The 14,373-nt window shown below is 45.6% G+C and carries 13 protein-coding genes and 3 pseudogenes; 11 read left to right on the plus strand and 5 right to left on the minus strand.

The annotated features are described in order from the left end of the window. Positions 1-277: 277 nt before the first annotated feature. On the minus strand, positions 278-967 hold the full coding sequence (locus ACUVJL_RS36035) for an FkbM family methyltransferase (protein ID WP_445250215.1): 690 nt from the start codon (positions 965-967) through the stop codon (positions 278-280). A 263-nt stretch (positions 968-1,230) separates the two neighbouring features. Here ACUVJL_RS36035 and rpmH point away from each other — a divergent pair, with 263 nt between their 5' ends. The 9 genes and pseudogenes from rpmH to ACUVJL_RS36080 form a co-directional block, all read left to right on the plus strand. Continuing rightward, positions 1,231-1,368, plus strand: coding sequence for a 50S ribosomal protein L34 (gene rpmH / locus ACUVJL_RS36040; RefSeq protein ID WP_006632320.1), 138 nt, complete (start codon positions 1,231-1,233; stop codon positions 1,366-1,368). A gap of 42 nt (positions 1,369-1,410) precedes the next feature. Next, positions 1,411-1,815 (plus strand): ribonuclease P protein component, encoded by a 405-nt coding sequence (gene rnpA, locus ACUVJL_RS36045; protein ID WP_445250205.1) that lies wholly within the window; start codon positions 1,411-1,413, stop codon positions 1,813-1,815. Beyond that, positions 1,787-2,179 (plus strand): PH domain-containing protein, encoded by a 393-nt coding sequence (locus ACUVJL_RS36050; RefSeq protein ID WP_445250206.1) that lies wholly within the window; start codon positions 1,787-1,789, stop codon positions 2,177-2,179. Before rnpA ends, ACUVJL_RS36050 begins: the two co-directional genes overlap by 29 nt. 199 nt (positions 2,180-2,378) lie before the next feature. Next, on the plus strand, positions 2,379-3,527 hold the full coding sequence (yidC, locus tag ACUVJL_RS36055; RefSeq protein WP_445250207.1) for a membrane protein insertase YidC: 1,149 nt from the start codon (positions 2,379-2,381) through the stop codon (positions 3,525-3,527). A gap of 11 nt (positions 3,528-3,538) precedes the next feature. Further along, positions 3,539-4,012: a Jag family protein gene (locus ACUVJL_RS36060; RefSeq protein WP_445250208.1), complete on the plus strand. Its 474-nt coding sequence runs from the start codon at positions 3,539-3,541 to the stop codon at positions 4,010-4,012. A 114-nt stretch (positions 4,013-4,126) separates the two neighbouring features. Next, the gene (locus ACUVJL_RS36065; RefSeq protein ID WP_445250209.1) at positions 4,127-4,639 is read left to right on the plus strand and encodes a YceD family protein; all 513 of its coding nucleotides are present in this window, start codon (positions 4,127-4,129) and stop codon (positions 4,637-4,639) included. Positions 4,640-4,754: 115 nt separating this feature from the next. Continuing rightward, on the plus strand, positions 4,755-6,263 hold the full coding sequence (locus ACUVJL_RS36070; protein WP_445250210.1) for an AAA family ATPase: 1,509 nt from the start codon (positions 4,755-4,757) through the stop codon (positions 6,261-6,263). A 248-nt stretch (positions 6,264-6,511) separates the two neighbouring features. Continuing rightward, positions 6,512-6,973, plus strand: coding sequence for an SH3 domain-containing protein (locus ACUVJL_RS36075; protein WP_333122717.1), 462 nt, complete (start codon positions 6,512-6,514; stop codon positions 6,971-6,973). A gap of 817 nt (positions 6,974-7,790) precedes the next feature. Further along, a pseudogene (locus tag ACUVJL_RS36080) lies at positions 7,791-8,408 on the plus strand (IS4 family transposase); the annotation flags it as partial. Between the two features lie 130 nt (positions 8,409-8,538). Here ACUVJL_RS36080 and ACUVJL_RS36085 read toward each other — a convergent pair. The 3 genes and pseudogenes from ACUVJL_RS36085 to ACUVJL_RS36095 form a co-directional block, all read right to left on the minus strand. Then, positions 8,539-8,991, minus strand: a complete 453-nt coding sequence (locus ACUVJL_RS36085; protein WP_445250211.1) for a helix-turn-helix domain-containing protein — start codon at positions 8,989-8,991, stop codon at positions 8,539-8,541. A 144-nt stretch (positions 8,992-9,135) separates the two neighbouring features. Beyond that, a pseudogene (locus tag ACUVJL_RS36090) lies at positions 9,136-9,636 on the minus strand (transposase); the annotation flags it as partial. Positions 9,637-9,839: 203 nt separating this feature from the next. Continuing rightward, the gene (locus ACUVJL_RS36095; RefSeq protein WP_445250212.1) at positions 9,840-10,148 is read right to left on the minus strand and encodes a hypothetical protein; all 309 of its coding nucleotides are present in this window, start codon (positions 10,146-10,148) and stop codon (positions 9,840-9,842) included. 570 nt (positions 10,149-10,718) lie between these two features. Here ACUVJL_RS36095 and ACUVJL_RS36100 point away from each other — a divergent pair. Further along, positions 10,719-11,735: a fructosamine kinase family protein gene (locus tag ACUVJL_RS36100; protein ID WP_445250213.1), complete on the plus strand. Its 1,017-nt coding sequence runs from the start codon at positions 10,719-10,721 to the stop codon at positions 11,733-11,735. A gap of 79 nt (positions 11,736-11,814) precedes the next feature. Here the strand turns inward: ACUVJL_RS36100 and ACUVJL_RS36105 are convergent, their stop codons facing one another. Beyond that, positions 11,815-13,515: an ABC-F family ATP-binding cassette domain-containing protein gene (locus ACUVJL_RS36105; RefSeq protein WP_445250214.1), complete on the minus strand. Its 1,701-nt coding sequence runs from the start codon at positions 13,513-13,515 to the stop codon at positions 11,815-11,817. 356 nt (positions 13,516-13,871) lie between these two features. Between ACUVJL_RS36105 and ACUVJL_RS36110 the strand changes: the two are divergent. Then, positions 13,872-14,266 (plus strand): annotated as a pseudogene (locus ACUVJL_RS36110) (element excision factor XisH family protein). Positions 14,267-14,373: the final 107 nt, after the last annotated feature.

Here is a 14,373-nt window from a genome sequence, read left to right on the forward strand (position 1 = left end):
GCAAGATGCCCATCCCACAAGAAAAAATAATTATTGTGGGATGGGCATCTTGCCCGTCCTAGTTATTTTTGCAAGAGGTCTATTTTTTTTTAGGACTCCCAGGCCACTTCCCCACAACTGTGCCAATTTGAACTTGATTGCCGTTGGACTTTCTCTCCTAACGTGCAGGCAGACCAATCGATAAACCTGAGTTGTTTTCACGAGTAAGCACACCACGGCACTTCTATCAAATCTTTCTACCTTCAATATCGACAGAGTATGTGAGTGCCTATCCACGTTAATACTGTCGCACCGCATACACATTGAAATTATTTAATGCAGCAGGCAACAAAGCATTCTTCTCAATCGTTACTTCAAAACCGTTATTTTGGAGAATAGATTGAAACTGTTCCAATCTATTGTCGATATCGTGGACTTCAGCAACAATTTGCTTTATTTTTATCCAATCATTTGGTTCTATACCTTGAATCACAGCAAGTTCTTCTCCTTCCACATCTATTTTAAGCAGATCTATCGAGTCAATAGATAAGTCTTCGATCGCACGAGACAAGGTTCTAATTTCACCACTAACTTGAGTATTTTTAAAAAAATAGTCTGTCTGTTCTTGTCCGATTGCATCAATCATCACATCTCTTTGAGCTATCTTTTCCTTTGGTCTTTCGGTAGAGTTGCCTGGCATATTAGGGTAAAATATAAAAACTCGCTCTGCATTATCCTCTGAACCTAAACCATATTTAAATATCGAAACATTCGTCAGATTATGAAGCTCTATATTATTACTTAATACTGTAAATACTGGTTCAATTGGTTCAAAGGCAAAAACTTTTAAATTCTTTTGTAGCTGATTCATAAACAACACAAAAATACCGATATTTGCACCGACATCAAAGATACAATCACCTTCCCGAACAACAATATTATTTTGAACATATTGCTGTTCATCAAAAATTTCGGAATATATATATATATTCTGTTTCTCTTTGACTTAAGGAATAGCACTCTAATCCATTTGGTAGCTTGATCTTTTCCATAGCTCTCATTAAAACCTTTTTAATTGATTTATTGTAAAATCTTAAGCAGTCTAACTTATGATTCTCACTTAGAATTATATTGCATTTGCGGTACCATACACATAATTATTAAAAATCTTGCCAAGAAAACCACTCTATGGTAAACTAGAAGATTGTGAATATTAATCAAAAGTAAAGTAACAAGCCCGGAGAAATCAAAATGACACAGCAAACCCTGCACGGAACCAGCCGCAAAAGAAAAAGAACATCCGGTTTTCGCGCCAGAATGCGTACCGCAACCGGTCGATTGGTAATCAAAGCCCGCCGCAGCAAAGGTCGCCACCGCCTCGCAGTCTAGCACTGCATCAAGGTTGAGAGGCCTCAACGATCGCCCAACGCCATGTTGCCTCCTACAAACCGACTCAAGCACCGAAAAGACTTCAGCGCCGTCTACCGCAAGGGAATTCGCCGCAACTCCGCTCATTTGACCTTAAGAGCTCTGCGTAAACCCAAAAGCGTCGAATTAAGCAAACCGACAGCCGAAAAATCCTTGCAGCCAACTCGCACAGGCATTTCTATCAGCCTGAAGGTTAGCAAACGCGCTGTAGTCCGCAACCGGATTAAGCGTCAGATTCGGGCAGCTTTGCGACACCTATTGCCCCGATTAAAATTCGGGTGGGATTTAGTAATTGTTGTGCGTCCGATCGCACAAGAGTGCAATTATGCAGAAATTCTGCAAGAATTAGAGCAGTTGTTGGTAGAAGCCGAGGTGCTAGATGGGAATTCGAGAGGAAGTATATTATGAAGGCGGCCCCGCGCCGGGAGACTTGATCCTCAACTTACTCCTAGGGCTGACAGTCGTCGGCATCCCCCTCGCAGTAGGAGGAATTGTCCGGGCTCTGTGGCTGCGGTATCGGATCACGAGTCGCCGAGTGTCCGTAACTAGCGGTTGGATGGGGGGCGATCGCACAGACGTTATCTACTCAGATATAGTCAAAATCGTCACAGTACCTCGCGGTTTCGGGAGTTACGGAGACATGGTCCTCACCATGAAAAATGGCAGCCGCTTGGAACTAAGAGCTATGCCGAAATTTCGAGCCATGTATGACTACATTAACGAAAAACTGCCCGCAGCCGCTCAAAAAGCAAATGCGGCCGAAGCTAAATAACCGAACCGCTTCGCCCTCAAATCAGGGTGAAGTGAGTGCGACTATTGGCAAACTCAACAAAAAACCGCTAGCGGGCGGTCGATCGACGGGTAATGTCCTAAGATAGAGACAAAACCCCGAAAACTGAGGCGGCTCGCCTTCAGCGGGTAAAAATAGTTCTCAACAGCAAACATAGAGCAGCTAAATTAACTCAAAGCGAATGGATTTTGGTATCTCGTTTCTCTCCAACAACCTAATGCTGCCGATCCTAGATTTTTTCTACGGGATCGTGCCAAGCTACGGTTTAGCGATCGTAGCACTGACGCTCGTGATTCGCTTTGCTCTTTATCCTCTCAACGCAGGCTCTCTTCGCAATATGCGGCGCATGAAAGTAGCGCAGCCGTTGATGAAAGAGCGAGTAGATCAAATTCAAAAACTCTATAAAGAAAATCCTGCAAAACAGCAGGAGGAAATGAGCAAAGTATACAAAGAATTTGGCAATCCTCTAGCAGGATGCTTCCCCTTGGTGCTGCAAATGCCAGTGCTGTTTGCACTGTTTGCAACCCTACGGGGTTCGCCGTTTTCTGACATAAATTACAGCGTCAACGTTCAAGTTTTGCCGAAAGAACAAATCGAAACTGTTCAACCGCAAGCTTTTGCAACACCGCCCCAAAATATTTACGTCACAGGTACTTTTCATGCTCCAGTTGTGGGCGTAATTCCAGGCGGCGACAAACTCGCAGTCGGCGACACAACCAAGATTGATTTTCAAACCCCAGAGGGCAAAGCTCTCAAAGCCTTAGCGACAGAAAATAAGAGCGAAATCGACTTTGAACCCCGCTGGAAAGTCATCAAAGGCGAAGAACTGGTCAAGGTAGATGAACAGGGTAACATCACGGCCTTAGCGCCCGGTGAAGCCACAGTTCAAGGCACAATCCCCGGATTGGCTACTAACAAAGGATTCCTGTTTATTGAAGCTCTAGGCCGCGTTGGCGCGATCGACTCAGACGGTACAATCCACTGGGATATTTTGGTGATGATTCTGGGCTTCGGCATCAGTTTGTATATCAACCAAACTCTTTCGGGACAAGCACAAGGGCCAAACGACAACCCCCAACAGGCTACAGTTAACAAACTGACACCAGTCATATTTTCGGGGATGTTTTTGTTCTTCCCACTGCCTGCTGGCGTGTTGATGTATATGCTGATTGCTAACATCTTCCAGACAGTTCAATCGTTTATTTTGTCCCGAGAACCGCTGCCGGAAAACCTCCAAAAAATAGTAGACGAAGCAGAGGCGAAAACCAAAAAAGACCAGGGATTAGATGCCATGCCCTTTGAGCCAAAGCGTGCCAAGAAAAAGGCTTGATTTTAACAACAATGAAAGACTCTCAAATGCAGCGCGGACAGCAATGGTTAGAAGAATTGTTACAACTGTCCGCCCTTCCGTCAAAAGTGGTATGCGAACAACAAAAAGATTGTTATTGGATGACAATAGATGAAAGCAATCTGACAGCAGAACAAGTTGCAATTTTAGTCGGGCCTGAGGGTAATGTAATAGATGCCATTCAGTACCTCTGCAACACGGTTCAGAATATAGGTCAGGAAGTAGAGGAGTCACTTCCTTATACAGTTGAACTTAATGGCTATCGCATCCGCCGCCAAGCCGAATTGCGATCGATGGCAGAGTACGCAGCAGATCAAGCGCGCTCGACGGGAGTTGAATTTGAACTCAAATCGCTGTCTTCGGCAGAACGCCGTCAAGTCCACAGCTTTTTGAGCGAATGTGAGGACATAGAAACTTACAGTCAAGGACAAGAACCAGATCGGCGTTTGGTAGTTCGCCTGCGCTGACAATAAAAAGAGAAAAAAGGAAAAAGGAAAAAGCGAAAAATTAGCTATTCCTTTTGACTTTTGACTTTTGACTTTGGCGTTGAAACAAACATAATAAAACGGCGAGAGATTATTATGGAGACAATTTATATCCCTCATCTCCTCACAAAAACAGAGCGGAAAGAGGTCATAGATTTTGAAGAATTTATCCCCGATTTAGAAACTCTTACTCCGGTGCGGGGGCGACTACAAGTGAGTCACCAAGGGAATTATCTTGAGGTGAAGGCGAAAGCAGAAACAATTGTTACTCTCACCTGCCACAGATGCTTGAAACAATACAATCACCGTTTGGCACTCAACTCATCTGAACTAATATGGCTGGAAGAAACAGCAAATCAGACAGATTCAAGTTCAGCAGAAATAGAAGTGCCTTTAGAAGATTTGGTGGAAAATTTGTCGCCTGGCGGCTATTTCTCTCCGGGCGATTGGGTGTACGAGCACATGTGTTTGGAACTGCCGCACAAACAGCTATGCGATGCTCAATGTCCGGGAATAAGTTTAAATGATGCAGAAGAGACAGAAAGGTCAGAAGCTGCATCGGACAGTCGCTGGGCTTCTCTGGCAGCACTTAAACGGCAATTGCCTTAGTCAATTGGCAGTTGGCAGTTGGCAGTTGGCAGTTGGCATTAGCTAATAACAAATAAGAAATAACAAATAAGAAATAACCACTGACAACTAACAACTAACCACTGACAACTGACTAATGACTATTTTTAGCGACGAGTTTGAACTGCTGCTGCGATCGCGCTACCCCCTAATTTACATTCCCACACGGGAAGAAGAGCGCGTAGAAGTGGCGATCGCCCAAAGTGCCAAAAAACAAGGTTCTCGCGCCGTATACATCTGGGATTTTGTTGATGGCTACCAAGGCAATCCCAACGATGCTGGTTTTGGCAAGCGCAACCCGCTGCAAGCTTTGGAATTTCTCGAAAAATTGCCCGCCTCCGCGCCGGCAATTTTTATTCTGCGCGACTTTCAGCGGTTTTTGGAAGATGTCTCGATTTCCCGCAAGCTGCGGAATTTGGCGAGACTCCTCAAATCTGTCCCCAAAAATATTGTCATCGTATCTCCTCTAATTTCCATCCCGGAAGACCTCAGCGAAGTGATCACAGTTTTGGAATTTCCCCTGCCTGCAGCGACGGAAATCAAAATTGAGGTAGAAAGGCTGTTAGGGGCTACCGGACAAGCCATTGAAGGGCGTTTGCTGGACGAAACAGTGCGCTCCTGTCAAGGGCTGTCGATCGAACGAATCCGCAGAGTTTTGGCAAAGGCGATCGCCACCAGAGGCGAACTCCATCCCGACGACGCGGAACTGATTTTAGAAGAAAAGCGCCAAACAATTCGCCAAACTCAAATTCTGGATTTTTACCCAGCCCGCGAAAATATTTCCGATATCGGCGGTTTGGACAATCTCAAAGAATGGCTGCTGCTGCGCGGCGGTGCTTTTACCGATCGAGCCCGCCAATACGGTTTGCCGCATCCCAGAGGTTTGTTGTTAGTCGGAATTCAAGGAACCGGAAAATCCTTAACAGCAAAGGCGATCGCCCACCACTGGCATTTGCCTTTGCTGCGGTTGGATGTCGGGCGCTTGTTTGCCGGATTAGTCGGAGAATCGGAATCCCGCACCAGGCAAATGATTCAGCTAGCGGAAGCTTTGGCCCCCTGCGTGCTGTGGATTGACGAGATTGACAAAGCTTTTGGGGGATTGGACGGTAAAGGGGATTCCGGGACAACCAGCCGCGTGTTCGGGACTTTTATTACTTGGTTGGCCGAAAAAACTTCGCCGGTGTTTGTAGTCGCAACGGCCAACAACATCCAGTCTTTGCCCCCAGAAATGCTGAGAAAAGGCAGGTTTGACGAAATATTTTTTGTGGGTTTGCCCAGCCAGGAGGAACGGCGGGCGATTTTTGAGGTACATTTGTTGCGGTTGCGATCGCACAGCATCAAAAGTTACGATTTAGAGCGCTTGGCTTACGAAACTCCCGATTTTTCAGGAGCCGAAATCGAGCAAACTTTGATTGAAGCAATGCACATTGGGTTTAGCCAAAATCGAGACTTTACCACAGATGATATTTTAGAATCAGCTAGTCAGATGGTGCCCTTAGCCAGAACGGCTCAAGAACAAATCCAGTTTCTCCAAGATTGGGCCGCTGCTGGAAAAGCTCGCCTTGCTTCTAGATACGGCAGTTTGAGCCGCCGGATTCAAGGGTAAGCTTTTGAAGGAAGAAGGAAGTTCGGCAACGGATTCTGTAACGGATGTAACGGATGTAACGGATGTCAGTCCGATGTCCGTCGGAAGAAGGAAGATTTTCCCAATTCTCCGGAGTTCGCCCTCTCCCACTCTCCCTCTCTCCCCTCCCTCGGACCCTTCCTTTGGATCTCAAAATCCCTCCTTTAAATCCGTTAAATCTTGTACACGGCTTTGTTGCCGAACTTCGTTCTTCCTTCATTTGCGGTTTTATGAACAGTCTATATAGCGTTTTCAAATTTTTAGTGGGTTTTCTGCTAGCGATCGTCCTGATGGCAGGTGCTAGCGTGGCGGCTGCACTTTACTTTGCCGCTAAGCTAACGACTGTGCCCGAAAGACCTGTTTTTCCCAACGACAAAACACCAGTTCAGATTGCAGGCGCTGCGCCGAAGTCAACAGCCCAGGCTAGCCCTGTTTCTACATCTAGCGATGCCCCGTCTCCGAAACCGCTGGAACCCGGAGCTTACCGAGCTCTGGTGACTCAGCCGATCGGCTTAATTCTTCGGGATACTGGTAGCCGAGACTCGAACCGCATTGGTGGTGTTGGTTACAAGGAAAAAGTCGTGGTTTTGGAAGAGTCACCGGATAAAGAGTGGCAGCGAATTCGGGTTGAGGATGGCAATCGCGAAGGTTGGGTCAAAGGCGGCAATACTGAAAAAGTTGAGGGCGAATAGATGGGCAAAGAGGCAGATAAGGAGAGGGGGAGATGGGGAGACGAAAGGAAACACAGTTAAATTCATCAGTATATTCCTGTCCAAATCCGTGTCCTGCCCTTCTTTCTTCTTCCCTCTTCCTTCTTCTGTGTTCCTTCCCGTTCCGCTTCTTTAGAGAACCCATTTGAGATATGTAGGCGGTAGCTAGTTCAGGGGGTGACAACCCCGTCTTGACCCATAACTAACAAAGGTTAGACCAATTTATGGTAAAAAAAGATGGGGTCAATTTTTATAAGCAACCCCATCTATATACAATGTTACCTCTATTTTACCAAAATTGTTTCCAAAGACAACTAAAACAAGCCGAATACTTTACTCTGCAAATTTTAGTTTTTTTGCTGCAAGCACATAAACAAGTAAGCATTGAATCGCTGGCAACAGTCATGCTCTGTGCGCGATCACATTTGAGAGTAGAAGACGCGCCCTTCAAAGATTTTTGAAATTACCGGCTCGAACTATTGAAAAATTGTGGTTCCCTGTGATTAAATACATCTTAATAACTCAATTCAACAAACAGAAAGACTTAATAGTTGCTATTGATAGGACGCAGTGGCGTGACCGAAATATATTTTTCATCTGCCTAATTTGGCAGCAAAGAGCTTTACCATTGTACTGGCAGATTTTACCCAAAAAAGGGTGCAGTAATATCCGAGAGCAAAAAAAAATAATTCTACCTATTTTCCCCTTGCTAAACAAATATAAATTCGTGCTAATATGAGACAGCGAATTTGGTAGCGTCAAACTTGCCAAATGGTTAAACGAAAAGAATGTAAGGTTTGTTTTAAGAATACAAAAGGGGCGATATATTGAAGAAGGAGAAAATTTTAAACGGTTAAGTAATTTAGGTTTAATGCCCGGTACTAGCTTTTATTTAAAGGATGTTCAAGTCACCCAGAAAAAAGGGTTTGGCTTATTTGATATTGCAGGTTATTGGCAGCGTCGATATAGAGGTCATGGGGAAGACGAAGGTTGGTATCTGCTCACAAATTTAGGAACTCTGAAAGAAGCTGTCGCCACATTTAAATGTCGGAGTGGGCTCGAAGCTATGTTCAAAGATTGTAAAACGGGAGGCTATAATCTTGAAAAAAGTCACGCTTCTACTGAGCGCTTGAAAACTTTAATTTTATTGATAGCTTTCGCCTACAGTTGCGCCACTTTACAAGGAAAAGAAATTCAAAAGCTCGGTATTCAAAAATATGTGGGCCGCCTCAAAGAAGCAAAGCGAACTATACGCCGACATAGTAGTTTTTGGATGGGATTGTATGGTCATTCTTGGGTAATAGTCAGAGAATTTTGTGAAAAAATGATTGAGGAATTAATGGCAATAAGACGGAACAAGCTACCATTTTTTCAGAGGGGTTTGAGGGCTATGTCCCTGACGATGCCGAAGTTTTGACGGCGTTGTCACCCCGTGAAGTCCTCCTGTTTATGACTATCAATCACCTCAACCAATTTGCCACGGTCAATGTCGGCAACAACTGTGACAAAATCTTGATGCCCTTTGCATTTACTAACTTCATCAATACTCAGACGAGTAACCGTTCCCCAGTCTGCTTTTTTGATTGATTAAACCGATGATTGAAAATCCCCTGTACCTGATCCCAACTCAAGTCTTCCTCTCGGCTGACTTGCTCGATGGTGGTTGCTTGAACTCGCTGATAAATATCATTCTCATAGCGTTGGGTATATCGCCGTTCCCAATCGACAAAGCTCAAACTCTCCGTAAAGTATTTCTGACAAGTCCTACAGTAAAATTGGCGGCGCGGAACCTGTAAATGAACGGGTTGACCGAAAATCGATAGATCCCGTATCAATACAGGTCGATTTTGATTCAATTGATCACTCGGATGATCACAGTATCGATAATTACTTTCTTCGCGAAGAAAGCGCAGTTTCAAGAAAACCTCAGGTGCTTCTTGGATGCAACTTTCAACAGTAACATCGGGTAGATTAAGCAGTCTGTCAAGATGAATATCCATACGGTAGAAATCAAGTAGCGGTATCTCCTTATACGGTTTTCACCAAAAACCCAGAAGAGCCGAACCTATTTTCATATATTTGCAAAAGTGAGATGCACCTTGGGTTGACGGTGTGAGAGCTGCTGTTGGTATGCTTTCCAGGCATTATAACGTACTCGTTGTCCGGGGGCTAGCCAGACACGCCAGATTACTGCCAATGGCAACAATAAAATGCAATCCTAAGCGCTCTAACGTGCCAACGACATCTCCACTTTCCCCATATAAACTGTCTGCTAACTCTGGGGAGATCTGAAAGCCAATTTCTGTAAGTTCTTGCAGAATTTCGATGGCAAGCTGAGGTTTGGTTTTGTAGGTGTCTTCCGGTAGCAGACACCCTTTGAGCTGAAAAATTTTAAACAGTAATGGATAGGTAATTTCTCCCACAACTGCATAAGCATTGACCGATACAATTCCCCTTGCGGTTTTTCCCAAGTTGCCAATATACTGTTTGGATACATAATCAGTAGCTTTTCCTTTTTTAACATCTCCGGTTTCATCAATGCACAAGATGATTTCTTGTTCTCCAATTAATTGAAGTATCAATTTGAGTCGGGTGGCTGTTAAAGCTGAAGCCTCCCAGGTCGCATTCTGTAAAAAGTGATGTAAAGATTGACTGTTCGATCACCCTACAGCTCTGGCTATTTGAGGTAAGGATTTATGGGGCAGTTCTGATAACAGTCCCAGATTTAGGAGCTCAAATGCTTCATAATTTCTGACTTCATCAAAGAGCTGTCGATAGTTGTGACAATAGTCGTCGATGAATTTGACGGATGGTCTACTCGGGCGTGATAGTGTTACCATAAATATCCTCAAAAATTGTGGCGCTCTGGCTCAAAAACATTCTGAAAAATTTGACGCATCGCCGAACGCTCGTGAATTAACTGATGAATATAGCAGTGTCGAGCTGCAAGGTTTGATGAGGTTAAGTGTCGCTGGCGATCGGATTCCCACTGTCGAGATCGGGCGATCAGGCCACCCTGTCGATTGCTCATCACAGCGATGTCGAGCCGATCGCCTCCAGCGGTGTCGAGCGTTGTGGGAGCGAGCGCGTCGCTCGCTCGCGAGCCAGTAGTGTGGGGCGCGGGCGGGACATCACTGTTGATCGCCAGGGGCAGCAATACCGAGAAGCTCTTTGACTTCCATATTAGATACCGGATGCTTGCTATAAATTTTCACGCCCGTGAGCCAGAACAAAGTTCGATCGACTTTTTTGAACGTGAGCAATTGACTTTTTAACAATCTAGTAGCTACGGATTGGGTTGCTGCTTAATCTTATACTCTCCCCGAAGTGACAGAAGAGGGATTATACTCTGCTTAGAGTGACAGAAGAGAGGTATGTCCGATCGCATTGTTTGTGTCGGCCGAGCGGGTTTACGTCGCTGATGGCGGGAAATCAAAGATCTGGCGTCAACCGGCCCTTGGGAGATTTTTGCTGCTCAAAGAATGAACCAACTGGACATGAGATGAGACTGAGCAGGAGTTTTGTCCAGGCTAATTTAGATTGCTGAATCTTTAGCCTGTACGATCGCCCTTAACCCCTGTTCCACCATATAATAATACTTGAGGGTGGCGTGAGTTATTGGTGCCCGGAGCGAAAATTAGATCGGCAAATTAACTAAAAATATGAACAGTAAAGTGTCTGCCGTCATATAAACTAATTTTGATCGCCCTTAAAACGATTTGATGCTATGTGGGACAAAATTGCCGCGCACATCTCTGAAACAACCGGAGAAACATTTTCTATTGACAATCGCCATTCTGTCAGCGGCGGCTGCATCAATCAAGGCTTTTCTATTAGCAGCAGTTCCCGCGCTTACTTCGCGAAAATCAATCAAGCTTCCCAAATTGCGATGTTTGAAGCCGAGGCTTTGGGTTTGCAGCAAATGCGGGCAACCCAGACGATTCGAGTACCTGAGCCGATTTGCTGGGGAACTGAGGGGAATTCCGGTTATATTGTGCTGGAATGGCTGGATTTGGGAGGTCGCGGGGCCGAGAGAGCTTGGGAAGAAATGGGGCGCCAACTCGCGGCAATGCACAAATACACCCCCCCCAACCCCCCCTTGCTAAGGGGGGGAGAAGAGCCTCATTCTACCTTGCTAAGGGAAGGAGAAGAGCCTCATTCTAACTTGCTAAGGGGGGGAGAAGAGCCTCATTCTACCTTGCTAAGGGGGGGAGAAGAGCCTCATTCTACCTTGCTAAGGGGAGTTTTTGGTTGGGATATTAATAATACGATCGGCTCAACGGTGCAAATTAATAATTGGACGGCAAATTGGGCCGAATTTTGGGCAGAACATCGGATTGGTTATCAGTTAAAATTGGCTAAGCGTCGGGGCGGTCATTTTCCGCAAGGGGAACGTTTATTAGAGATGATTCCTGAATTGTTAGCTGGTTATGAACCTCAACCCTCTCTAGTTCACGGGGATTTGTGGGGGGGAAATGCGGGGGTGACATCTGCGGGGGAACCGGTGATTTTTGACCCGGCAACTTATTTTGGAGATAGAGAAGTTGATATTGCGATGACGGAGTTATTTGGCGGGTTTCCGGCGCTGTTTTATCGAGGATATAATCAGGTTTGGTCCTTGGATGGAGGCTACGATCGGCGGAAAAATTTATATAATCTCTATCACATTTTGAATCATTTTAATTTGTTTGGTGGGAGTTATGTGTCGCAGGCGAATCAGATGATTAAGATAGTCTTGGGTTAGAAATAGGGATGTTTTATTTCTAACCGCAGATGAACGCAGATAAACGCAGATGTAAGGTTTATCTGCGACCGTTGCCGCTTTATTTTTGCTTAGCAGTCGCTTTTTTCTTCGCTTCTTTTTCTGCTTTTTTAGCCGCTTTTTCAGCTTCAAGTTTGGCGATTTTTGCTAGCTCTTTTTCTTCGGCTATTTTATCCAGATAGTAGTGGTAATCTCCCAAATAAGGGCGAAATTCTCCATCGCGAATCTCGACAATTTTGTTAGCTACTTGGGAGATGAAATAGCGATCGTGCGAAACGATAATTACGGTACCGTCATAATTCTGAATCGCTTCTTCCATCATCTCTTTCGCCGGAATGTCGAGGTGATTTGTCGGCTCGTCCAAAATCAGCAAATTCACGGGAGTCAACAGCATCTTTGCTAAAGCCAGACGGGCTTTTTCTCCGCCGCTCAAAGCGCCGACTTGTTTGAATACTGTTTCGCCGGTAAACAAGAACCGCCCCAACAAAGTCCGAACTTCTTCATTTTTCCAGTCGGGTACTTCGTCGTGAATGGTTTCGATCACGCTTTTATTCAAATCTAAGGCTTCTGCCTGATTCTGTTCAAAGTAACCGGGGATGACGTTGTGGCCTCCCAATTTGACGGTACCTTCTGAAGGCTTTTCTAAACCCATAATCAGTCGCAGCAGGGTGGATTTGCCCGCGCCGTTGGGGCCGAGAAAGGCTATGCGATCGCCCCTTTCAATTAATAAGTCGGCTCCCAAAAATAGGATTTTTTCGCCGTAGGTGTGCACCAAATCTTCAATTATTGCTACTTCGCGGCCGCTGCGGGGTGCGGGGGGAAAGCGGAAATGCAAAGTTTTTAATCCGCCGGTGGGGGCTTCGATGCGTTCGATTTTATCTAACTGTTTCTCGCGGCTTTTGGCTTGGGTGCTGCGAGTGGCGCTGGCGCGGAATTTTTCTACGAATGCTTGCTGTTTTTCGAGTTCTTTTTGCTGGCTTTCGTAAGCGCTGAGTTGGGCTTCTCTGGCTTCTGCTTTTTGCAGCAGGTAGGAGGAGTAGTTGCCGAGGTAGGTGCTGGAAACGCCGCGTTCGGTTTCGACGATTTGGGTGCAAAGCCGATCGAGAAATTCTCGGTCATGGGATACGATTACCATTGGGGTTGTCAGCCCTTTGAGGTAAACTTCCAGCCATTCGATGGTTTCTAAGTCGAGGTGGTTGGTAGGTTCGTCTAGCAGGAGGATGTCGGGTTTTTGGAGGAGAATTTTGCCCAAACTCATCCGCATTTGCCAGCCGCCGCTGAAGGCGCTGACTAATCGATCGCCGTCTTCGGGTTCAAATCCGATTTCGGGCAGAATTTTCTCGATTTGGGCTTCTAAACCGTAGCCGTTTAAGCCTTCAAATTGCCGTTGCAGCCGGTCCATTTTGTGGATCAGTTCGTCGAGATTTTCTGGGGTGGAGGTTTCCAAGTCTCGATGGACTTGCATCAGGGATTCGTGGACTTCGTTGGCTTCGCTGAAGGCGCGCCAAAATTCTTCTCTGACGGTGCGAGTCGGATCTACTTCAAATTCTTGGGAGAGGTAGGCGATGTGGAGGCTGGCGGGGCGAATGACTTCGCCTGCGGTGGGTTCGATTTCGCCGGCGATGATTTTGAGTTGGGTGGATTTGCCGGCACCGTTGACGCCTACTAAGCCGATGCGATCGCCTGGCTTGACTTCCCAGGTGACATCTTTGAGTACGACGCCTGTGGGGTAAATTTTACTGATGTGTTCGAGTCGCAGCATTGTTGTGGGGACTGGGGAAGGGCTGGTTTAGCGGCGGATGGGATGCCGGCGCTGAGGTCGAGTTAATCTTAACAAATTTTAATTATATTTAGGGAATTGCCAGATTCTGATTTGGTAGGAGTTACGCGAAGAAACGGGGTTTCTCTGAAAAATCGCAGATTCTGGGCTAGAGATATAGGAAGAAACCCGGTTTCTGGCCTCAATGTGGGTTCAGGACTATTTGGGTGGGGCGATCCTCTTCGAGGGCTTCGCTAACGGGCGATCGTGTTGTTTCAGATTGAATTTCTCGAATAATGGTTGAGACTTCTGCACTTTATAATAGTGAGTGTCAACCTCGATAGCAAAAGAGAGCGATCGTGCCAGCAAGAGACATTTATCATCAAGTTGTCAAACAGGCTCTCATTAAGGCTGGCTGGACAATTACCCACGATCCGTATCCCTTGGCTTGGGCGAAGAGAAACCTATCGATCTTGGTGCCGAAGAGCTACTAGCTGCTGAGAACAACGATCGCAAGATAGCCGTTGAAGTTAAAAGTTTTATCAGAGAGTCTAGAATTGCAGATTTAGAGCAAGCTTTGGGTCAATATACTCTTTACTATGACATCTTAAAACGGACGGAATCAGAAAGACAACTGTATCTGGCAATTCCACTAAATGCTTTTACAGAGCTTTTTGAAGGAGAAAGTTTTGGTCAGATATTGCTAGATAATAACCGCCTAAATTTGGTTGTTTTTAACCCAAAAATAGATTAGACCTCTTGCAAAAGTCCTTTTCATAAATCTTTTCATAAATTTATAGGACGGGCAAGATGCCCGTCCCACAATAAAAAATAACTCTTGTGGGATGGGCATCTTGCCCG

The organism is Microcoleus sp. OTE_8_concoct_300, from assembly GCF_031383065.1.
GTDB lineage: Bacteria > Cyanobacteriota > Cyanobacteriia > Cyanobacteriales > Microcoleaceae > Microcoleus.

What these genes read in the sequence shown, in the direction of transcription:
- ACUVJL_RS36070 (WP_445250210.1), top strand. Translation starts at nt 4,755, where the DNA reads ATGACTATTTTTAGCGACGAGTTTGAACTGCTGCTGCGATCGCGCTAC.
- ACUVJL_RS36060 (WP_445250208.1), top strand. Translation starts at nt 3,539, where the DNA reads ATGAAAGACTCTCAAATGCAGCGCGGACAGCAATGGTTAGAAGAATTG.
- ACUVJL_RS36105 (WP_445250214.1), bottom strand. Translation starts at nt 13,515, where the DNA reads ATGCTGCGACTCGAACACATCAGTAAAATTTACCCCACAGGCGTCGTA.
- rpmH (WP_006632320.1), top strand. Translation starts at nt 1,231, where the DNA reads ATGACACAGCAAACCCTGCACGGAACCAGCCGCAAAAGAAAAAGAACA.
- ACUVJL_RS36050 (WP_445250206.1), top strand. Translation starts at nt 1,787, where the DNA reads ATGGGAATTCGAGAGGAAGTATATTATGAAGGCGGCCCCGCGCCGGGA.
- rnpA (WP_445250205.1), top strand. Translation starts at nt 1,411, where the DNA reads ATGTTGCCTCCTACAAACCGACTCAAGCACCGAAAAGACTTCAGCGCC.
- yidC (WP_445250207.1), top strand. Translation starts at nt 2,379, where the DNA reads ATGGATTTTGGTATCTCGTTTCTCTCCAACAACCTAATGCTGCCGATC.
- ACUVJL_RS36100 (WP_445250213.1), top strand. Translation starts at nt 10,719, where the DNA reads ATGTGGGACAAAATTGCCGCGCACATCTCTGAAACAACCGGAGAAACA.
- ACUVJL_RS36065 (WP_445250209.1), top strand. Translation starts at nt 4,127, where the DNA reads ATGGAGACAATTTATATCCCTCATCTCCTCACAAAAACAGAGCGGAAA.
- ACUVJL_RS36085 (WP_445250211.1), bottom strand. Translation starts at nt 8,991, where the DNA reads ATGGATATTCATCTTGACAGACTGCTTAATCTACCCGATGTTACTGTT.
- ACUVJL_RS36075 (WP_333122717.1), top strand. Translation starts at nt 6,512, where the DNA reads ATGAACAGTCTATATAGCGTTTTCAAATTTTTAGTGGGTTTTCTGCTA.